The following is a 21,665-nucleotide window of genomic DNA, read 5'->3' on the forward strand; positions in this document are numbered from 1 at the left end:
GCGCCGCGAGCTGCCCGATCGGAGTTAGCGGGTCCGCCGCGATCGCCCACCCGTCAACCGCGTACCGGCTCACCATTTCCACGCACTCCCTCTTCTCCTCTGCTGTCGGGTTGGGCGAGCCGACCACCCCGATGAGTCCGCCCTGCAGTTCCGGGCCCATGTTTCTGGTGTCGATGATGAATACCCGCATCCTGATCACTCCCCTGCGTCAACAGTTTTTGTTGCCTTTCCGGCGGAGAGATCGATGGCGAGTGGGAGGGGCGCAGTGCCGGGACCGTGGAATACCGCAGCGAGCGCAGCGAGCGAGGATATGCCGCGAAAGCCCGGCACGAAGCACCGGGAACGAGCTACGATCGGGCGGCGGAAAGACACACAAACCGGCAAGGACAGCGCCGCCAACGGCGGCTCCACCAAAGTTCGTGCTGACGCACCGGGTCGGTCCTGCCGATCTCCGACGACCGCGACCCGCTGGTCTGGTATGAGATTGGGAGTCCCCTTCGTGCCCGTAGAACCCCTGAACTCGACGATCAGATCAAATAACGTCAAAGCGGTCTCGTCGACGCAACCAGCGCCGGGAGGCTAACGACGTCTCGCAACGATGGCCAGCCGCTCGCAGCGCCCGGTCACGTTCTGGGACGCATTTGGAGGCACGTCCGACGTAGCCAGCTGGGTGATTTCCAGACCAGTGGTGCGCTCAGCCTTCAGACTCTCTACGCGCGAACGCCACCTTGTCGCACCCGCCTCATATGATCGTTCTTCGAGGGGGTGCGGGATGGCAGCGACAATGGCCGATGTGGCCCGCATCGCCGGGGTGTCGAAGAAAACCGTCTCGAACTTCTTCAACGGCTACCCCTACATGCGCGACGAGACCCGCCAGCGCATCGAGGCCGCGATCGAGGAGCTCAACTACAAGGTCAACATCTCCGCAAGGAATCTCAGCTCGGGTCGCACCGGGACCATCGGCCTCGCAGTGCCCGAGCTCGCTCATCCGTACTTCGCCGAGCTGTCGCAGGCGGTCGTCACGGCCGCGCAGAAGCGCAACCTCAACGTGCTCGTCGAGGTCACCGACGGCGACCGCGAGCATGAGCTCGCCGTGCTGAACGGCACCGGCGGACGCAGCGTCGATGGCCTCATCTTCGAGACGATCGCGCTCGAGCCGGGCGACATTGACGAGGCCACCACCGACATCCCTCTCATCCTCATCGGCGATCGCGTGCACGAGGGTCGCTTCGACTTCATCGCCGTCCCCAACGAAGCCGGCGCTCACGACGCGACGGCGCACCTGCTGCGCGCGGGCCGGCGGCGCATTGTCGCCCTCGGCATGGAGGATTCCCCCGAACCGACTGCGGCCGCCCGGCGCCATCGCGGCTACCTGGACGCTCTGCGGGAGGCCGGCGTCGAGCCGGATCCGCGGCTGTTCGTCGGGCCTGTCCCGTGGACGCGCACCGGCGGTGCGGAGGGTGTGCGCGCGCTGATCGACGAGGGCGTCGCGTTCGACGCGGTGTTCGGTTACAACGACGCGCTCGCGCTCGGCGCGATGAGCGAGTTGCAGAAGCACGGTGTCGCCGTGCCCGACGACGTGTCGGTGATCGGATTCGACAACGTGGAGGAGGGCAGGTTCGCCAGCCCGGCCCTGACGACCATCGAGTCGGGTCGCGAGTGGATGGCGCAGAAGGCCGTCGAGCTACTGGCGCAGCGCCTCAGCGAGCGGGAGGCCCGCTCGGGAACGACCCTGCTGATGGCCGACCACCGGCTCGTGCAGCGCGCCTCCGCCTGAACCGTTCGGCGGCGTCGTGACGAGCCGCGACGCTCCAAGGCCTCAACGCGCCTCAACGCGCCCGACGCCTGCTTCCCCCGCGTTCGAGAAGCGCTTGACAAGCGCGTAGTACACCGGTGTACTATTCCTCTAGTTCACCGGTGTACTACCCACTCGATGAGGAGAGATATTCGTGGAAAGCACGACCAACACGATCGCCGCACCGGCAGTCCCCGCCGCTCGATCCGCCCGCCGCCCGCTCGACCTCCGCGCCGTCTCGCTCGGCGACGACCTGCTCGGCGACTGGCAGCGACTCAACCGCGAAGCGACCATCCCGCACTGCATCGAGCGGTTGGAGTCGACCGGGGTCCTCGACAACTTCCGTCGCCTGGCCGGCGAGAGCGACGCTCCATTCCGCGGGCCTCTCTTCGCAGACTCCGACCTGTTCAAGACGCTGGAGGCCATCGGCTGGGAGGCCGTGCGCGGCGACATCGCCGAGTTCGAGCCGTTTGTGGACGAGGCCGTCCGGCTCATCGGCGCCGTCCAGGAGGCCGACGGGTACGTCAACACTTACTTCCAGGGCCCGCGCGCCGGCGAGCGCCTCACGGACCTGCCGCAGGGCCACGAGCTCTACTGCCTCGGACACCTCGTGCAGGCCGCCATCGCCTGGGCGCACGCCGACCGCACGGACCTTCTCGACATCGCCCTCCGCTACGTCGAGCTCGCGCACGACACCTTCGGCGTGGGCGCACGGGACGACATCGACGGCCACCCGGAGATCGAGACGGCGCTGGTGGAGCTTTCCCGCTTCACGGGCGACCCCCGCCACCGCGAGCTCGCACGCCGCATGGTGGAACTGCGCGGCTACCGCTCGATCGGCGAAGGCCAGTTCGGCGGCGCGTACTACCAGGATCTCGTCCCTGTCCGCGCCGCCCGCGAGGTGACGGGCCATGCCGTGCGCCAGCTCTACCTGCTCGCCGGCGTCGCCGACCTCCAGCTCGACGACGCCGACTCCGGATACGCCGAGTCGCTCGACGCCCTCTGGCGCAGCGAGCACGAGCACAAGCTCTACATCACGGGGGGCGTCGGCTCCCGGCACCGCGGCGAGGCATTCGGCGACCCCTATGAGCTGCCCGCCGACCGCGCCTACTCGGAGACCTGCGCCGCGATCGCAAACCTGCACTGGAACTGGCGCATGCTGCTCCTGAACGGCGACTCCCGCTACGCCGACGAGATAGAGCGCGGCCTCTACAACGCGATCGCCGTCTCCACCGCCATCGACGGACGCTCCTTCTTCTATTCCAACCCGCTTCAACTGCGCACCGGCCATACCCACGAGGAGGATGCACCGTCGGCGCGCCTCGACTGGTACGACTGCGCGTGTTGCCCTCCGAACCTCGCCCGCCTGCTGTCGAGCATCGGCGGCTACCTGGTGACCCGATCCGACGACGCCGTGCAGTTCCAGCTCTACGCCGACGGCGAGTACGACCTCGGCGACGATCTGCGCGCCACGGTCCGTACCGCGTACCCGTGGGCGGGCGCCATCCGCATCGAGCTGTCGCGACCGTCGCCGACCGCCATCGAGCTGCGCGTCCCCGCCTGGGCCAGCGGCGCCCGGCTCACCGTCGACAGCGGCGAGAGCACGCGAGTCGCACCCGGCTACGCGACGGTCGCGCCAGGAGCCTCCGTCATCGAGCTCGACCTCCCGATCGAGGCCGTTGCACAGACCGCGCACCCGTGGGTTGACGCGGTGCGCGGCTCCCTCGCCGTCCGCCGCGGGCCGGTCTTCTACGCGCTCGAGACCGCCGACCTCGCCAGCGGCGTCGCGGTGGAGGACGTCGTCATCCCCGCAGCGCCCACGTTCGTGGAGGCCGGCTGGGACGCCGAGCTCGGCGCGCCCCTCCTCCGCATCGACGGAGCGCACCGCCGCTCCGCCACCGCCGAGCTTTACGCCGAGCCTGCAGACAGCGACCCCAGCACCGACCTCGGCCCGATCACCGTCATCCCCTACTTCCGCTGGGCCAACCGGTCCCAGGGAGCAATGCGCGTCTGGATGCCCACGAGCTGAGCGTCGCAGGCGGCACGCCGACCTGTTCGGCACCCCCACCAATGAGAGAGGAAACGCAATGAGGCGTCGCACCACGTCCCTCATCGCGGTGGCTGCGCTCGCAGCCGGCGCGGTGGCACTGTCCGGCTGTTCCGCGGGCAACTCCGGGAGCGGTTCCAAGACCATCAGCGTCTGGGTCCGCGACTCCGAGTCCACCCTGATCACCAAGCTGGCGGCCGACTTCAACAAGTCGCACACCGACCAGCAAGTCAAGGTCACGATCGTCCCCTCCGCCGACTACGTGCAGAAGTTCGGCACGGCGGCCGCCGGCGGCAACGCCCCCGACGTCGCGTCGATGGACCTCGTCTACGCGCCCTACTTCGCGTCGGTGGGAGCCCTCACCGACATCAGCGACAAGGTCAAGACCCTGCCCTGGAAGAACGACATGAGCCCCGCGCACGTATCGCAGGGCCAGTACCAGGGCAAAACCTACGCGCTGCCGTTCACCGGCGACGTCTCGGTCATGTACTACAACAAGAACCTCTTCAAGCAGGCCGGCCTCGACCCCGAGAAGCCGCCGGCGACGATGGCGGAGGTGCAGGCCGACGCCGAGAAGATCGCCTCGATCGGCAACGGCACCTACGGCTTCGCGTTCTCGGGCGCCTGCGGAGGCTGCAACATCTTCTCGATGGGTCCGTACATCTGGGCGCAGAAGGGCAACCTCCTGTCAGCGAACGGCAAGAAGGCACAGTTCGACAGCGCGGAGGTGACGAACACGCTGTCGATGTACCGCGACCTGTGGAGCATGAACGCGATGCCGCAGCTGGTCAAGACCGACAGCGGCTCCAACGCCGGCGACGCGTTCAAGCAGGGAAAAGTCGGCATCTTCAACTGGGGCGACTTCTACCTGTCCGCACTGACCGACCCGACCGCCGGAGCCAAGTTCGACTGGGGCGTCGCCCTGATCCCGGGTGCGAGCAACGGGCAGAGCGCGTCGTTCGCCGGCGGCGACGACATCGCCATCCCGTCGGGCTCGAAGAACCCAGAGGGCGCGTGGACGTTCCTCAAGTGGGTCACCGACAAGAGCGCCCAGACGATCATGGCCGACAACGGCGTCATGCCGATCCGGCTCGACCTGCTCGACAGCATCTACACCGGCAAGGACCCGCGCAACCAGGTCTTCGCCCAGGCCCTCGCCAAGGGCCACGTGCCCTACAGCGTCGTCGAGAACGAGCTCATCAACGACTCGAACGGCGTCTGGTCGACCATGATCCAGGACGCCGTCTTCGGGTCGGGATCCGTCAAAGACGCCCAGGCCAAGGCGCAGAAGGCCGCCCAGGCGATCCTCGACAAGAACGGCAACTGACCCGGCGGGCGGGGCGGGCTCACCGTCCGCCCCGCCCGCTCCTCGCATCCGGGAGCATCCACCATGACCACACTTCAGCAGACGGCATCGACGCCGCCGCGAACCTCCACGAATCCGCCGCGGACCGGGAACCGCCTCGGACGCCGCCGCGCGCTCTTCGGCTTCGCGCTCAGCGTTCCCGCGTTCATCCTGCTCGGGGTGTTCTTCATCTGGCCGTTCCTGCGCACGATCTACATGTCGCTCAACAACTGGCCCTTGCTCGGCACACCGCACTTCATCGGCTTCGGCAACTACATCGAGGCGTTCCAGGACGACCAGTTCCTGCACGCCGTCGGCTTCACCTTCCTCTACACCATCGTCATCACACCGATCCTGATCGCGCTCGCTTTCGGGCTGGCGTTCCTGGTGCGAAGGCGGACCCGAGCTGCGCGGGTCTTCCAGACCGTCTACTTCCTGCCGGTGGTCATCGGCCTCGCCGCCGGCAGCTACATCTGGCAATTCATGTGGCAGTCCGACATCGGCCCCACCACGACGCTCCTCGGCAACCTCGGCCTCGTCGACCCGAAGACCAACTTCTTCGCCGAGTTCGGCTCCGCCTTCGTCATCGTGCTCGGCATGGTGACCTGGAAGGTGGTCGGGCTGCAGATGCTCCTGGTGCTCTCGGGCATGCAGGCGATCCCGGAGGAGGTGAACGAGGCCGCGCGCATCGACGGCGCGAGCGGGTGGCAGACGTTCTGGCACATCACCGTCCCGCTCCTGCGTCCCACTCTCGCGCTCGTCCTGGTGTTCTCGGTCGCCGGCTCGCTGCTCGCGTTCGACCAGTTCTACATCATGACCGTCGGCGGCCCCTCCGGCTCGACCCTGACCGCGGTGTACGAGATCTACCGCGCCGGATTCGTGCAGTTCCGGGTCGGCTACGCCTCCGCCCTCTCCATCCTCCTTATGATCGTGCTCGGCCTCGTCAGCGCCGGGCAGATGCTCCTGCTTCGGAACTCGGACAACTCATGACCACGACGCTCGCCCCCGCACCCGCCACCGTCGAGCCCGCGACGCGCAACACCGAGAGGCGTCGACGCGGCCCGCGCATCCTCCCGAGAGCCGCCTGGTGGGTGGTCTCGCTGTGCCTGGCCGTGCTGTTCCTCTACCCGATCGGCGTCATGCTCTCGCAGGTGTCCCCGGCGAACCTGGCCAAGATCACGGACGCCAGCCGCGGGCTGAGTGTCGTACAGAGCCTCGGCAACTCGCTGATCGTCTCGCTGACTGCAACGGCGGTGACCGTCGTCGTGAGCACGCTCGCGGGGTACGCCTTCGCCAAGCTCCCATTCCGCGGCAGCAAGGTTGCGTTCTTCGTGATCCTGGTCACCTTCATGGTGCCGTTCCAGGCCGTCATCACGCCGCTGTACATCGTGCTGCGCGACATCGGCCTGCAGAACAACCTCCTGGGCGTCGCCCTGGTGCTGGCCACCTTCAACCTGCCACTCGGCATCTTCCTGATGCGCAACTCGTTCGCGGCGGTGCCTTCCTCGCTGGAGGAGGCCGCGCAGCTCGACGGCGCCTCGCCGCTCGGCGCAATGTGGCGCGTCATGCTCCCCGTCGCCGCACCTGGCGTGGTCTCCACCGCCCTGCTCACGTTCTTCGCCGCCTGGAACGACTTCTTCGCCTCGCTCATCCTGATCACCGACCAGCACCTCTACACGCTGCCGGTCAGCATCGGCATCCTGTCGACCGACAGCCAGTTCGGCGTCAACTTCGGCCTCATGCAGACCGGCGTGATGGTCACCGTGATCCCCTGCGTGATCGTCTACCTGATCCTGCAGCGCTACTACGTAGCCGGGCTGCTCGGAGGAGCGCTCAAGTGACCTCAACGCTCACACCCGGAGTCCCGATCTTCAGCGGGCCGCGGCAGCCCGCACCCGTCACCAACCTCGCCCTGACTACCGGCTGGACCGTGCGACCGGCCGCCGGAGACGTACCCGAGGCGGTGCGATCGGCCGGTCCAATCGCCGCGACGGTGCCCGGCTCGGTCCACACCGACCTCCTCGCCGCCGGGCTCATCCCCGACCCCTACCTCGACCAGAACGAGCGCACGCAAGGCTGGATCGGGCTGACCGACTGGACCTACCGGCTCGACATCGACTGGGTGCCCGACGCCTCCACGCGGCAGGAACTGGTCTTCGAAGGCCTCGACACTGTGGCCGAGGTGCTGCTCGACGGCGTCGTGATCGCGTCGACCCGTAACATGCACCGCACCTACCGCATCGACGTGACGGATCGGCTGCGGGAAGGCGCGAACGAGCTCGAGGTCCGCTTCACCTCACCACTGAAGGCGGCCGACGCCGCGAGCCTCGAACTCGGCTCCCGGCCGCACACCAACCACCACCCGTACAACGCCCTGCGCAAGATGGCATGCAGCTTCGGCTGGGACTGGGGCATCGACACCGCGACATCCGGCATCTGGCGCCCGGTGCGACTCGAGACCTGGACGGACGCGCGTATCGCCTCTGCACGGATCGTGCCGGAGGTGGTCGACGGCGTGCCGACGCTCATCGCAGAAATCGATGTTGACCGTGCAGATGGGCGCGACCTGGAGCTGGAGCTGAGCCTCGGTGCGCTGGTCCACCGCCAGGCGTTCGGCGCCGGTCGCGACACCGCCCGGGTCGTCCTGCGCGCGCCCGACGCGGCGCTCTGGTACCCGGTGGGCCACGGCGAGCCCTCTCTGCACGACCTGCGCATCGCGGTGATCGACCGCGGCGTGGTGCTCGACGAGCGGTCGCACCGCGTTGGCTTCCGCACAGTGGAGGCCGTCACGGAGCCGGACGACGCCGGCACGGCGTTCCGCGTCGAGGTCAACGGCGAACCCGTGCTGATCCGCGGCGCCAACTGGATCCCCGACGACGCGTTCCCGCACCGGGTCGACCGCGAGCGGTATGCGCGGCGTCTCGATCAGGCGGAGTTCGCCGGCATCAACCTGATCCGGGTCTGGGGCGGCGGGATCTTCGAATCGGACGACTTCTTCGCCGAGTGCGATGAGCGGGGCCTCCTCACCTGGCAGGACTTCCTCTTCGCGTGCGCCGCCTACGCCGAGGAGGAGCCGCTGTGGTCGGAGGTGGAGGCCGAGGCCCGGGACAACATCGTCCGCCTGGCGACACATCCGTCGCTCGTCATCCTCAACGGCAACAACGAGAACGCCTGGGGCAACCAGGACTGGAACTGGCGGCCCCGCCTCGCCGGCCGCACCTGGGGCGCCGGGTATTACTACGACCTGCTCCCCCAACTCGTCGCCGAGCTCGCGCCGCACGTCGCCTACACGCCGGCCAGCCCATTCAGTCCCGACCCGGACTCGCCGCAGAACGACCCGGCCACTGCCACCTCCCACCTCTGGGACCTCTGGAACGAGAAGGACTACCTGCACTACCGCGACCACCGCCCCCGGTTCGTCGCCGAGTTCGGCTGGCAGGCGCCGCCCACCTGGTCCACCCTCACGGCATCCGTTTCGGACGACCCCCTGACTCCGGAATCGCCGGGCATGCTCCTACATCAGAAGGCGATCAAGGGCAACGACAAACTCACCGACGGCCTGGTCGCGCACTTCCCGCTGCCCGACGAAATGGAGGACTGGCACTGGGCGATGTCGCTCAACCAGGCGGTCGCGGTACGGACAGCGATCGAGTGGTTCCGCTCGCTCACACCGCACTGCACCGGCTCAATCGTCTGGCAGCTGAACGACTGCTGGCCGGTCACGTCGTGGGCAGCCGTCGACGGCTACGGCAGACGCAAGCCGCTGCTCTACGCTCTCCGCCACGCCCATCGGGAACGGCTGCTGACCGTGCAGCCGAGCGACGGCGGTCTCGTCGCCGCGCTCGTCAACGACACAGCAGACGAGTGGAGCGGCACCGTCGAGATCGAACGGCGGCGCTACGACGGCCAATTGCTCGCTCGATCCCACCGGAACATCACCGTATCGCCGCGCTCCTCGGCGAGCCTTCACCTCGACCCCCAACTCGCCACCCCGCGCACGCCTGAATCCGAGTTGCTCGTCATCCGCTTCGACCAAGAGATCGCTCACTGGTTCTTCACCGACTACCGCGACTCCGATCTGGTCGACCCGATCCTGTCCGTCGACGCCTCGCCGACGACCGACGGCTGGACAGTGAGCGTCCAAGCAAAGCACCTCGCCCGCGACATCATGTTGCTCGTGGACAAACTGGACCCTGCCGCTGTTACCGACGACGCCATGATCACACTCCTTCCCGGCGAGCGCATCCAATTCTCCGTCTCCGGCGCAGTAGGGATCGATCGAGCTTTGTTCGCTGACCCGCGAGTACTAAGGACGGCGAACCAACTCGTGCAATGCTGACCTCATAGCGTTCGCGATTTACCGCCTCTACTGCTCCTGCATCAATACACGCATCAAGATGACTACCGCGCGAAGGGCTTCATCGAGTGGTCAAGTGGGAGAGACCGCAAGCGCTAGACTCCGTGCGAGAACGCTCCGGCTGGTGCCTGAAGCGTCGGAAGGAACGCAGCACGCGATGCCGAAGATCACCATCGACGAGATCGCCGCGGAGCTCGGGGTCTCCCGGCAAACTATTTCGCGAGCGTGGAACAACAAGACCGACATCAGCGAGGCGACGCGCGCACGTGTGTTGGAGGCCAGTGAGCGCCTCGGCTACAAGCCGAGCCGGTTCGCCAGCAACCTCGCACGCAACAGCAGATCGACCGCCATTGGCTTCGTGGTTGAGTCCTTCCGGAACCCCTTCTATGGCGAACTTATCGCTGATTTCCTCGACCTCGCCACCACACGGAATTGGCAGGTCGCGGTCTCGTCCCACGAGGGCACACCAGATTTGGAGCTTGTCGGTCGCCTGGCTAACGACGTAGACGTGATCGTGGGGTATCTCTCCGACCCGACGGAGGACATCGCGCGGGCGGCCAAGGGCACGCCGGTCATTCTCATGGACCGCGCGTCGGATACGAGGGGCGTGCATTCGTTGCGTCTCGACTTCGACCACGGGATGGAATCACTGGTTATACAGCTGCGCGGGCGTGGATCGCGGAAGTTCGGCATGATCGAGAGTCAGAATCTGGGGCGGGTGTACACGCCATCTACGCGCCGCCGGGCGTTCGAGAAACACGTCGGTTCCGAATCCGCTCGGGCTGTCGTCGTGCAGGAGGCCGGCCCCAACTCGATGGCTGCGGGTGCTCAGGGATTGGACGCACTTCTTAGGGCGTTTCCCGAGACCGACACTGTCATTGCGTTCAGCGACTTGATGGCGATGGGCGCCCTCGCACGAGCCGGCGAACAGGGCATCCGAGTTCCGGATGACGTTCGGATCGTCGGAATTGACGGGTTGTCGTTGGGCGAAATCACCAACCCGCCGTTGTCCAGCCTTGGGCTGGTCGGACCGCAGACGTCCGAGCGGATCGCCGAGATCGTGGAGCTCTCGGTCGCGGACTCGGCCGCGGCAATTGAACGCCGCACGATCGTGCCCGTGCCAGTCTGGCGCGCCTCGGCTTAGTTTGGCTCCGATGTGGATGGTCGAACTGGCTGGCAGGCATATCACACACGGCCCGCTCCCCCGCAATGCTCGTTATGAGACGTCCTCTACCTTGAGGTCCGAGTCCAGGGCAACGATCCGGTCCGCGGACTGATCGACGTAGATCGGGCGACGACCGGTCGCAGATCGAGCGCCTGGGGATCCATCCGGTCGCGACCACACGACGTTCGAGTTGAACTCTTGGAGCGCAAGTTGTCTTCGTCGCAGTCGTCGAGGTAGTGTTTCGTGAGCGCTCACGGCGCGGAAGGGTGAGCTATGACAGAAGACCGCTCCGGTTACCTGCTAGTACATTTCGTCGAAGATCCCGAGGGCTACGGCGAGCAGATCTACTTCTCACTTAGCGACAGGCTCGATCCCCTCGTGTGGACGCGAGCGAACGCGGGCCGTCCGATTCTGACCTCGATGCTGGGAACGACTGGCGTCCGCGACCCCTACTTTGTCCGTGGTGATGGAGAGAGCTTCATCATCGCCACCGACCTCCGCGTCTACGGCGGGGACGAACGCGGTTGGGCGGAATGGACCAGGCACGGGAGCCGATCCCTCGTGGTCTGGCGCTCGACCGATCTTGTCGACTGGTCCGATCCATGGCTTGTCGAAGTTGCCCCGGAGAACGCCGGGATGGCTTGGGCCCCCGAGGCGCTGTACGACGAAGAGACGGGCGAATACCTCGTCTTTTGGTCGTCGTCGCTCTACGGCTCTGAAGATCCCGACCGCGTCCACGAGCAGCACAGCCGCATCCTGGTCGCTCGCACCAGAGACTTCCGCGCCTTCTCGCCCGCGGAGACGCTTGTCGACCTCGGACCTGGACATGGCGTGATCGACATGACGGCAGTCGAACATGCAGGCAAGCTGCACCGGTTCCTCAAGGGTGATGACACGAAGAAGCTCTTTCAGCAAGTCGGATCAGATTTCTTCGCCGACGACTTCGTCACGGTTGCAGAGCGGATCGCTGACGAACTGTATTCGTCGGTCGAGGCACCGCTGATCTTCCATGACGACCGCGCAGACCGCTGGTATCTATGGGTCGATCAGTTCTCAGCGCTACCCCAGGGGTATCTGGCGTTGTGGGCGACCGAGCTCGACAGCGGTGACTGGACAGCTATCCCCGCGGACGAGTTCCGGCTGCCCGCGAACTCGAAGCATGGAGTGGTCGTACCACTACGTGAGGGAGAATGGGATACCCTCGCGGCACGTTATCTCTCGTCTGAATGAGAGCAGCGAACCGGCGGCTGGCTGACCGACGCCCCGAACGGCTCGAGGTGAACGCCATCCACCCATTTCCACTCGTCCGTGTGGTTGATCACGAACGTGCGTTCGCCGCGAGTGACCCACTCGACACCGATGGGCAAGTCGCTTTCGAACGGGATTGACGCTCCGTCTAGAAGTTCGCGCATGAGTGCTGCTGCGTTAGCGGGCGCAGTTGCGGCGTACCAGGCGATACCAGACCCGGCAGCGTGTCGAGTGATCGCCGGAAGGCCGTCGAGGATTCCGCCTCGGAACCAAGACCGGACCTCGGCGCCGTCGAGGCGGACGACCTCTCCCCACCCGGTTGCCACCCCGGCAGCGAGCCCATCGATCTCCAGGTTGGGGACGTCGCCCAGAGACATCGAGGGCGCAGCCGGCGGCGCGAACTCTTCGATCCAAACGCCGAGGATGTCACGGAGCGCCGGCCCTGGATACCCCCCGAGTACGGCGTGGAGATTCTCGTCGAGGACACCTGTCAGGTAGGTGGCGAGCAAGTGGCCTCCGGTGTGCACGAACTCCGCCAACACCGCGCGGCTCTCCTCGCTGAGGACGAGCACTGCCGGGGCGATGACGACGTCGTAGTCATCCAAAGGCTCGCCGGCCCGCACGAAATCGGTGAGCACACCGTAGTCCCACAGCTCCCGGTACCAGCGGAAGACTTCAGCGACGTAGTTCGTCCGTGCCGGGGAGGCATCCTGCTCGTGCGCCCACCACGAGTCCCAGTCGAAGAGGATGGCCACTCGGGCATCGACGCGCGCCTCGACAAGGTCGGCCAACCCGGCCAGTTCCTGACCGAGCTTGACGGTCTCCCGGAAGATCCGGGTATCTGTTCCGGCGTGCGGAACCATTGCAGAGTGGAACTTCTCGGCGCCGGCGCGTGACTGACGCCATTGGAACTGCATGATTCCGTCCGCGCCGCGGGCGACCGCCTGCAAGCTGAGGGCCCGGTGCCATCCTGCAGGTATGGCGGCGTTCCGAGTACGCCAGTTCACGGCGCTGGTCGCCTGCTCCATCAGGATCCACGGTCTGCCCCTGCCCAATGAGCGCATCAGGTCTCTGGTCATCGCGGCGTAGGCGGCTGCAGCGGGGTCCGCAGGGTCGGCGTAGTGATCGTCGGAGATGAAGTCGAGTTCGTCGGCCCACGACCAGTAGTCCGCGCCGATGAAGAAGCCCATGAAGTTCGTCGTGATCGGCACGTCCGGCGTGATCTCACGGAGGATGGCGACCTCGGCGCGGTACACCCCCAGCCAGGCATCCGAGGTGAATCGATCGAAGTCGAGGCGCTGGGTCGGATTCGGGAACGTGGGCATCGCGCGGGGAGGCATGACCTCGGCGAAGCTCGAGTAGTTCTGCGACCAGAAGGCGGTTCCCCACGCCTGATTGAGAGTTTCGATATCGCCGTAGCGGCGTTGAAGCCAGTTCCGGAACTCTGCGGCGCTCTCATCGGAGTAATCGTGTCGTGTGTGACAGGCGAGTTCGTTGTTCACGTGCCACGCCTCGAGTGCGGGGTGACTGCCGTATCGCTCGGCGAGCGCGCGCACGAGCCGGCCTGCATACCGCTTGTAGGTGCGAGAGGACGGCGAGTACTGCTGCCTGCTGCCCGTGCCGAGACGCACTCCGTCGGCGGTGACCGGCAGTGTCTCGGGGTGTTTGAGCGCCAACCAGGCCGGCGGGGACGCGGTCGCCGTCGCCAGATCGACGCGGATTCCGGCTGAGTGCAAGCGGTCAATGATGTCATCGAGCCAGCCGAAGTCGAAGCGCCCGTCTTCGGGCTCGAGCTTGGCCCACGAGAAGACGCCGAGCGTGATGACAGTGACACCAGCCCGACGCATGAGTTCCACGTCCTCATCCCAGACGTCGCGCGGCCACTGCTCGGGGTTGTAATCGCCGCCGTACCAGATCCGGTTCATGTCTCCCAGTCTTTCGAGCTCAGGCGAAGTCGATCGCGGTCCACGATGCCGGCGGTAGCACGACTTGCAGCGAGCCGGCCTCAAGGATCAGGTCCGCATTCCGGCGGGGCTGGAACTCGTCGGCCGTTGTGGATGCGGCGATCCCTCCCAGGTTCTGTCCGCCGATGTAGACGGCCGAGGCCTGCGACATCGCGATATCGCGCGCGTCGACGGTGAGACGTACTGATTCGTCGACCGAGCGGTTCACGACGAAGATCTTGCCCGACCTGGTCTGGTCGTCCCAGGTGGCGGTCGCGTCTACCGTGGCGACTTCGCCGTGTACGAGCGTTTCGTGCTTCGGTGACGTCAAGGCGACGCCGAGGACGACGCCTGTTGCTTTCGCGGTCAACGCGAACGGGTGGAACGTGGTCTGCTTCCAGGCGGCGCCGTGGTTCTCGGTCATGATCGGACCGATGACATTCACGAGCTGCGCCAGGTTCGCAGCGTGGACACGGTCGGAATTCTGCAGGATGGTAATGAGCATCGAGCCGACGACCACGCCATCTGCCACGGTGTAGTGGTCCTCCAGTCGCGGAGCACCGGGAACCCAGTCCTGTTCCTCGCCGGCCGCCAACGGCCTTCCCTGATACCAGACGTTCCACTCGTCGAGCGAGATCGACATCCGTCGCTTGTGGCGACCCGTCGCCTGCACGTGGTCAGCCGTTGCGATGAGGGCTTTGAGGTAACGGTCCAGGTGATCCCCGGAGGCCAGAAAGCTCGTCCGGTCTCCGTCGGCCTCGAAGTAGTACTGATGGGCCGAAATCGAATCCACGACGTCGTACGCCTCTTCGAGGACGACTCGTTCCCACTCACCGAACCACGGCATGTCGAAGCTCGAACTGCCGCAGGCGACGAGGTCGAGGTTCGCATCGAGCTGGCGCATGGCCCGCGCCGTCTCTACCGCGAGTCGCGCGTACTCGGCGGCGGTCTTGTGTCCGACCTGCCAGGGTCCGTCCATCTCGTTTCCGAGATACCAGGTGCGGACGGCGTAGGGTTCGGCCGCCCCATGCGATCGGCGCAGCTCCGACTGCTTCGATCCCGCCGGGAAGTTGCAGTATTCGAGCAGGTCCAAGGCCTCCGCGACTCCTCGCGTGCCGAGGTTCATCGCCAGCCTGGGCTCGACTCCGAGTACTCGGGTCCAGGCGATGAACTCGTCCAGGCCGAACTCGTTCGTGTCGATGGAACGCCAGGCGAGGTCGATGGTACGGGGACGCTCGCTCTTGGGCCCGACGGTGTCCTCCCATCGGTATCCGCTCACGAAGTTGCCTCCGGGGTAGCGCACCGAAGTGATTCCCAGCTCTCGAAGCAACTCGAGGACGTCGGTACGGAATCCGCTTGCGTCGGCGAGCGGATGCGACGGCTCATAGACACCGCCGTAGATTCCGCGGCCCGCCTGTTCGAGGAAGCCCCCGAAGAGCTCACGACGAATCGGTGCGACCGAGAATGCCCGATCGAGGACGAGGGAGGCGAACTTCATTGACCACTTCCTGGTATCTGAGGAGTATCCCGGCCGGCCGGATCGACCGCAGGACTTGATGGAGTCTATGGGTTCCGTGAGCGCTCACGCAAATGGGGCCCACAACAACGGTTCGTGAAGGGAAATGTCCCGATTCGCGACGAGCCGACCGTCCACGACAGACAGTTGTGCAATGTGCACGGGACTTCTTCGCGTCTCGACGACCGCGGCGTCCAGATCATCGCCGCGCGGGTGAGTGAAGTAGAAGAGGACCGCCCAGCTGCTCTCATCCCCCTCCCCGACGACCACCGCGTCCGCGTGATGTCCAATGGCTCGATCCTCGGGATGCGCACCGGGCGAGTCCAAGAGGAGTCCGTGATCGGACTCCTGCCGCCGCCAGTCGATTCCATCGCTCGAACGGAACACTCCAAGCCCTCGCCACTCGTCCACGACGAGCCAAAACCATCCTCCGAGCTCGAACACATTGGGCCCCTCATGGGGCGGCTCAGCGGGTAGCGCGACCCCTTCGACCACCCACGTCTCCAGGTCGGTGCTCGACGCCGACCAGGTGCTTGATCCGTCCGACTCGTTCTTGTACCAGAGCCTCCACCGCCCATCCGCGCATCTCGCAACGGCCGCATCGATCACTCGGTCCGATCCCAGATCGAGCTGGCGGATACGGCGCCAGTCGATGAGGTCGTCACTGCGGTACTCGACGATGTGCGCGTCTGCACCCACCCATGAATCCGGAACGCCGTCGACCACGGTCGCATACATTCGATAATGACCGCCGACGGCGATGACTTCCGGCGCCCAGAGCGTCGCACCGCTCTCCAGGCCTCGGGCGGTTCCCCGATAAGTCCAGGAGGACCCGTTGTCGGACGACACGGCGATCCCGATAGCCGTCCCATGGACCCAGCGCACACTCGTATCCGGGTCCGTGGTCCTGCGCTGCGTGTAGAACATCCACCACTCGCCCGTTGTCTGGTTGCGGATCACGGTGGGATCTGTCGCCCCGTCGTAGACGGGGTCACGGAAGATCGGTGCACTCATGCTGCACGTTTCCTTTCGGCGGCGGCCGCGGAGGACGAGGCGGCCATTGGGGATGTAACGTTATATACGCGTCGGAGTGCAAAGCGCATTCGGCTACGAGAAGGAGGCTGCCGGTGGTGACGATCCGCGATATCGCGAAGGCCGCAGGAGTATCTCCGATGACCGTTTCCAACGTCCTGAACAGCCGTCCGCACGTCAAGGAGACGACCCGGGCTCGGGTTCTCAAGACGATCGAGGATCTGGACTACCGTGTGAACGTCGCGGCCCGGAATCTTCGGACGGGTCGGACGCACACGATCGGATTGGCGGTGCCCGAGGTCGATCGCCCGTACTTCGGCCAGCTCGCTGCAGCCGTCATCGAGCACGGGCTTCGTTACGACCTGCACGTTGTGATCGAGCAGACCGGGCGCTCCCGTGAGAACGAACTCGGCGCCCTGACGCTCTCCAGGCTGCGCATGTACGACGGCCTGATCCTCAGTGCGGTCGGGCTCGAGGAGTCCGACGTGGATCAGCTCCGCGTCGACTTCCCGGTGGTCATTCTGGGCGAGCGGATCTTCCAGGGGCCCGTCGACCACGTCGCCATGTCGAACGTCGAAGGGGCTCACGCAGCCGTCAGTCATCTGATCGAGCGGGGCTGCCGGCGGATCGTGGCTCTGCACGGGGTTCTGACCGACCACACCGACGTCTCTTCCCTTCGCCACGCCGGCTACCTTCGAGCGCTTGCAGAGAACAACCTGCCTGCCGACCCGGAACTGACACTCACCCTGGAGGACTTCTCTCCCGAAAGCGCGTCGGACGCCATCCGGGCAGCCGTGCAGCGTGGATTGCAGTTCGACGCGATCTTCTGCGTCACGGACTACGTGGCTTTGGGCGCTCTCCGCGGCCTCGCCGACAGTGGATTGTCCGTGCCGCATGATGTCAAGGTCATCGGGTTCGACGATGTCGAGAGCAGCCGCTTCCTGACGCCATCCCTCTCGAGCGTGAATCCCTCGCACCACGTCATGGCCGGCAAAGCCGTCGACCTCCTGGTTGCGCGGATCGACGGCGAGACCGGGGACCCCGTGGAGTTCGTGAGCCCGTTCGAAGTGATGGCCCGTGAATCGACAGCAACCGACCACAACGCGCACGGCGAGAGCTGAGGCGCCCCGCATCAGCCTTTGACGCTGCCGCTGACCAACCCGCTGACGATCTGGCGCTGCGCGACGATGAAGAAGACCACCATCGGGATCAGGACGATCACGCTCAACGTCATGAAGGCCGGCCAGTCGGTCGTAAACTGCCCCACCGCCGTGTACACCTGCAGCACGAGAGTCTGCTTCTCGGGCGAGTTGATGAACACGTTCGGCGTGATGAAGTCGTTCCACACCCACATCGTCTGAAAGACGCCGACAGTGACCAGGATGGGTCGGATCAGCGGCAGCGCAACAGACCAGTAGATCCGAAAAGCACCGGCACCGTCGATCCGCGCAGCTTCGAAGAGCTCGACCGGAAGACTCCGCATATATCCAATGATCAGGAAGTAACAGAAGATCGCTCCACACGAGTACATCACGATCAGACCGTTCAGCGAATCGACCAGTTGAAGCCCCGAGAGCATGTGATAAAGCGGGATCAGGGTCGCTTGGCCGGGCACCAGGAACGCGATGACCAGGATGACGCCGATGACCGTGGCGAACTTGCCCTTGCCGATCAGCACACCGAACGCGGCCATCGATCCAATCAGCAGCATCAAGGCGATCGAGATGACCGTCACATAGAGCGTGTTGAAGAAGCTCTGCACGATCGGAGTCGTCTGGAACACGTGGATGTAGTTCTCGAAGTTGAGGCTGCTGGGGAGCGCGAGCGGGTTCGTCGCCGTCTCCTGCTGCGTCTTCAGCGTGTTGACGAGAATGTAGTAGAACGGCACGGCGATGATGCAGGCGATGGGGATCATCACCGCACTGACCAGGAGGCCCCTGCTGTGCTTCATGAGTAACGCTCCTCGAGTCTGCGGGACACTGCCATCTGAGCGACGATGATCAACCCGACGGCAAGAAGGAAGAGAACACTCAGCGCGGACGCCTTGCCGATGTCCGATTGAGCGATTCCGTTCTCGATGATCGACTGCGTCAAGGTCCTGGTGGCGAACCCCGGACCGCCCTTGGTCAGCGTGAACGGTAGGTCGTAGACCTTCAAGCCACCGGTCAGCAGCAAGAGCGTGCTCACCGACACCGCCGGCATCAGCAGCGGCAGCGTCAGCATCCGGAACTCCTGCCACCGATTCGCGCCGTCGATCTTCGCCGACTCGAAGATGTCAGCCGGCAACGACTGGAGGTACGCCAAGTACAGGATCGCATGCCACCCGGTCTGCGCCCAGACCGCCACCAGGATGACGCTGAACTGCGCGAGCGTCTCGTCGGACAGCCACGGGATCGGCGCCACACCGAGGTGGCCGATGACCGAGTTGATGACGCCGGAGCCGAGCGGGCTGAGGATGAACGTCCAGACCAGACCGAGGATTGCAACACTTGGCACGGCCGGGAAGAAGAAGATCGAGCGCACGAAGCCCCGTCCGAAGAACTTCCGGTTGAGCACGAGCGCCAGCGGGATCGCGAAGACGGTGACGAAGAGCGTCGTCAGCACTGCGTAGGTCAGCGTGAATCCGAGTGCGGAGAGCATCGACGAGTCCGACCAGATGCTCACATAGTTCTTGAAGCCGATGAACGTCGGGGTGCTGACGTAGCCGTTGTAGTCCGTGAAGCTGTAGTACAGCGACTGCACCATCGGGATCAGGTAGAGCACCACAAACACGATGATGATCGGGACGATGAACCAGTAGGCAGCGAAGCCTTCACGGCTCCGGCGGAATCTCGCACGTGTCCTGCTGAGGGTCCGTACCCGCTCGGCGGTCGTCGGTCGTTCGACTGTCGTGGCGTTTGCCATAGCTGTTGCTTTCTGTTGCGGTTTCGCCGGAGGGAGCGGACCATTCGTCCGCTCCCTCCGGGAGACTCACTTCGTGGACTGCAGTTTCTGATCCATCCCCGTCGCGACCTGCTCGGGGGTGATCTTGCCCGTGATCGCCTGCTGCAGGAGCGCGACAGCCTCACTGTTCATCACATCGCTGTGATCGGGCCAGCTCACCTGCGGCAGGTAGAAGTCGCCGGCGCGGACTGCCTTGACCATCGAGGTCAGCGACGGATCGAGCGTGGGAGTGAAGTCGGCCGTCGTCGTGATCGACTGGGTCTGCTTCTGGTAGACCTCCACACCCTTCTTGCTCTGGAGGAACTGCACGAATTTCTCAGCAGCGGCCGAGTCCTTCGCTTTGGCGTTGATCGCGTAGCCAGGAGACACGGCGCCCGCCCAGAAGCTCTTCCCGTCAGCGCCCGGGATCGCGAGGTATTCCAGCTTGAGGTTCGGGGCTGCTGCCTGGATGCCGCCGAGGGCCCAGGAGCCGGTTCCGATCATTGCGACCTGTCCCTGCTCGAACTGCTGCGCGACCTGATCGCCGGTGAGGCCAGCGACCGTGCGAGCCTGCAGGCCGGTGTCGAACAGCTGGTACCAGGTCTTCAGCGCCGGGGTCCAGGTCTTCTCGAAGGTCGTCTTACCGGACCAGATATCGGCGTCCATCTTGCCGCCCATGGACTCGTTCTGTAGTCCGAGAAGCGCGTCGAGCGAAACCGGGATTCCGTCGCCGGCCTCATAGAACGGCGTGATGCCCGCATCCTTCAGCTTCTTGCAGAGGGCGAGGAAGTCGTCCCAGGTCTTCGGCGCCTCCGAATAGCCGACTTTGGCCAGGAGGTCCTTGTTCACCAGGATCCCGCCGCCCCAGGAGGCGGTGGCGGCACCGTAGACCTTGCCGTCCTTGGTGTAGGTGTCCTTGGCCTTCTGGGCGATGTTCGAGATCCAGGACTCACCGCTCAGGTCTTTGGCGAAGCCGCCGTTCATGATCTGAGTCTTGTTCTCGGCGGTGATGATGAACACGTCTGGGGCGGTACCCGAGCCGAGTTGCGTCTGAAGCTTCTGGATGTACTGCGGGACCGGCGGCGCGTAGGACGCCTTGACGGTATACCCGGGGTTCTCCTTCTCGAACTCGGCGAACACCGGCTTCATCGTCTGCTCGTTGTCCCACGAGAGGAATGTGACGGTCTTCGATCCGTCGCCGGAGCTGCCGGAGGAGCAACCGGTCAGGGCTGCAGCTGCCGTCGCGACGGCTGCCACCGCGACGATAGTGCGTTTCACGGCTCGACGCCGCGAAACGGGTGCAAGGCGAAGCGACATTGCTTTCTTCTTTCTCTTAGGTGTCGAGGGTTTCGGGTATTGCTGATCGCGTCAAGCGGATGGGTTCCGCGCGCGGGTCCACCGGGGCTAGGGCGCCGCCGGGGAGATGGATGAGCGGGTCGATGACGAGCTCGCGATGGAATCCGTCACCGTCGGGCACGGCGAAGCGGTGGTAGGCGATGACCCAGTCGTCGGTGCCTGGAACGCGAAGGATGGAGTGATGTCCGGTTGCGAGGATTCCCCGCTCGGGTGCCTGCTCGAGCAGTACGCCCCGTTCCTGCCACGGGCCGGTCGGCGCATCCGACGTCGCCCACCTGACTCGATACGACGGATCGCGCGTATCGTTCTCGGACCAGGTCAGGTAGTACGTGTCTCCGCGACGATGGATGTGCGCGGCCTCGCGGAATGTCGGGTGCTCCCAGTCGACGACCGAGGCGGGATCGATCGACAGCATGTCATCGTTGAGTCGGGCGAAGTGGGCGACGGTGTTACCCCAGATGAGGTAGGCCGCGCCGTCGAAATCGGTGAAGACGGCCGGGTCGATCGTGCGCCCGAGGTGCGCGTCGCTGGGTACGATCGGTGCGCCGGAGTCGATGAACGGGCCGGTCGGAGACGACGCCACGGCTACGCCGATGTTGTCGTCGGCAGTGAAGTAGAAGTAGTAGAGCCCGTTCTTCTCGGCGGCTGCCGGAGCCCATGCATTCCGCGTCGCCCACGGCACGTCACGTCCAAGGCGGAGGATCTCTCCGTGGTCCTCCCAGGAAGCCAGATCGTCGGAACTCAGAACGTGGAAGACATCGGAGTCCCAGCCCTCGTTGCCGTCGGTCGTCGGGTAGAGATAGAACCGGCCGCCGAACGCGACCAGCGAAGGATCCGCATAGTACGGGCCAGCACTCGCCGGTGACCAGTTCACGGTGTCTCCTTAATCCTCATCGATCCTGCAGTCGAATGTGTATCGTTACATGACGACTAGACCTG

At 65.3% G+C, this 21,665-nt stretch carries 17 protein-coding genes; 9 read left to right on the top strand and 8 right to left on the bottom strand.

The features are described from left to right. A partial coding sequence (locus ABCS02_RS33080; RefSeq protein ID WP_345839973.1) for a hypothetical protein occupies window positions 1–190 on the bottom strand: 190 nt, incomplete at its 3' end. A 582-nt stretch (window positions 191–772) separates the two neighbouring features. Here ABCS02_RS33080 and ABCS02_RS33085 point away from each other — a divergent pair. From ABCS02_RS33085 to ABCS02_RS33120, 8 genes are all read left to right on the top strand, one after another. Next, window positions 773–1,777, top strand: a complete 1,005-nt coding sequence (locus ABCS02_RS33085) for a LacI family DNA-binding transcriptional regulator (protein WP_345839974.1) — start codon at window positions 773–775, stop codon at window positions 1,775–1,777. Window positions 1,778–1,949: 172 nt separating this feature from the next. Continuing rightward, window positions 1,950–3,824 (top strand): beta-L-arabinofuranosidase domain-containing protein, encoded by a 1,875-nt coding sequence (locus ABCS02_RS33090; RefSeq protein ID WP_345839975.1) that lies wholly within the window; start codon window positions 1,950–1,952, stop codon window positions 3,822–3,824. Window positions 3,825–3,882: 58 nt separating this feature from the next. Then, the gene (locus ABCS02_RS33095) at window positions 3,883–5,169 is read left to right on the top strand and encodes a sugar ABC transporter substrate-binding protein (RefSeq protein ID WP_345839976.1); all 1,287 of its coding nucleotides are present in this window, start codon (window positions 3,883–3,885) and stop codon (window positions 5,167–5,169) included. A 63-nt stretch (window positions 5,170–5,232) separates the two neighbouring features. After that, complete coding sequence (locus ABCS02_RS33100; RefSeq protein ID WP_345839977.1) at window positions 5,233–6,177, top strand: sugar ABC transporter permease; 945 nt, start codon at window positions 5,233–5,235, stop codon at window positions 6,175–6,177. Then, window positions 6,174–7,028, top strand: a complete 855-nt coding sequence (locus ABCS02_RS33105) for a carbohydrate ABC transporter permease (RefSeq protein ID WP_345839978.1) — start codon at window positions 6,174–6,176, stop codon at window positions 7,026–7,028. The genes ABCS02_RS33100 and ABCS02_RS33105 overlap by 4 nt, the downstream gene beginning before the upstream one ends. Beyond that, window positions 7,025–9,526, top strand: coding sequence for a glycoside hydrolase family 2 protein (locus ABCS02_RS33110; protein ID WP_345839979.1), 2,502 nt, complete (start codon window positions 7,025–7,027; stop codon window positions 9,524–9,526). The genes ABCS02_RS33105 and ABCS02_RS33110 overlap by 4 nt, the downstream gene beginning before the upstream one ends. Window positions 9,527–9,701: 175 nt before the next feature. Next, window positions 9,702–10,688, top strand: coding sequence for a LacI family DNA-binding transcriptional regulator (locus ABCS02_RS33115; RefSeq protein WP_345839980.1), 987 nt, complete (start codon window positions 9,702–9,704; stop codon window positions 10,686–10,688). A gap of 294 nt (window positions 10,689–10,982) precedes the next feature. Further along, the gene (locus tag ABCS02_RS33120) at window positions 10,983–11,939 is read left to right on the top strand and encodes a glycoside hydrolase family 43 protein (protein ID WP_345839981.1); all 957 of its coding nucleotides are present in this window, start codon (window positions 10,983–10,985) and stop codon (window positions 11,937–11,939) included. Here ABCS02_RS33120 and ABCS02_RS33125 read toward each other — a convergent pair. From ABCS02_RS33125 to ABCS02_RS33135, 3 genes are all read right to left on the bottom strand, one after another. After that, entirely contained in the window at window positions 11,921–13,882 is a 1,962-nt protein-coding gene (locus ABCS02_RS33125) for a beta-galactosidase (RefSeq protein WP_345839982.1), read from the bottom strand. The two genes, ABCS02_RS33120 and ABCS02_RS33125, sit on opposite strands and share 19 nt — an antisense overlap. Before the next feature lie 19 nt (window positions 13,883–13,901). Then, window positions 13,902–15,398, bottom strand: a complete 1,497-nt coding sequence (locus ABCS02_RS33130; RefSeq protein ID WP_345839983.1) for an alpha-L-arabinofuranosidase C-terminal domain-containing protein — start codon at window positions 15,396–15,398, stop codon at window positions 13,902–13,904. An 84-nt stretch (window positions 15,399–15,482) separates the two neighbouring features. Continuing rightward, window positions 15,483–16,430: a glycoside hydrolase gene (locus ABCS02_RS33135; RefSeq protein WP_345839984.1), complete on the bottom strand. Its 948-nt coding sequence runs from the start codon at window positions 16,428–16,430 to the stop codon at window positions 15,483–15,485. A 113-nt stretch (window positions 16,431–16,543) separates the two neighbouring features. Here ABCS02_RS33135 and ABCS02_RS33140 point away from each other — a divergent pair, with 113 nt between their 5' ends. Further along, a complete protein-coding gene (locus ABCS02_RS33140; RefSeq protein ID WP_345839985.1) occupies window positions 16,544–17,569 on the top strand; it encodes a LacI family DNA-binding transcriptional regulator in 1,026 nt (341 codons plus the stop codon). 11 nt (window positions 17,570–17,580) lie between these two features. On the opposite strand, the gene ABCS02_RS33145 is transcribed toward ABCS02_RS33140, so the two are convergent. The 4 genes from ABCS02_RS33145 to ABCS02_RS33160 form a co-directional block, all read right to left on the bottom strand. Then, window positions 17,581–18,399, bottom strand: coding sequence for a carbohydrate ABC transporter permease (locus tag ABCS02_RS33145; protein ID WP_345839986.1), 819 nt, complete (start codon window positions 18,397–18,399; stop codon window positions 17,581–17,583). Next, window positions 18,396–19,352, bottom strand: a complete 957-nt coding sequence (locus ABCS02_RS33150) for a sugar ABC transporter permease (RefSeq protein ID WP_345839987.1) — start codon at window positions 19,350–19,352, stop codon at window positions 18,396–18,398. The genes ABCS02_RS33145 and ABCS02_RS33150 overlap by 4 nt, the downstream gene beginning before the upstream one ends. A 66-nt stretch (window positions 19,353–19,418) precedes the next feature. Next, window positions 19,419–20,648, bottom strand: coding sequence for an extracellular solute-binding protein (locus ABCS02_RS33155; protein WP_345839988.1), 1,230 nt, complete (start codon window positions 20,646–20,648; stop codon window positions 19,419–19,421). Between the two features lie 55 nt (window positions 20,649–20,703). Further along, window positions 20,704–21,600 (bottom strand): family 43 glycosylhydrolase, encoded by an 897-nt coding sequence (locus tag ABCS02_RS33160; RefSeq protein ID WP_345839989.1) that lies wholly within the window; start codon window positions 21,598–21,600, stop codon window positions 20,704–20,706. Window positions 21,601–21,665 lie beyond the last annotated feature (65 nt).

This window comes from Microbacterium sp. X-17 (genome assembly GCF_039615055.1).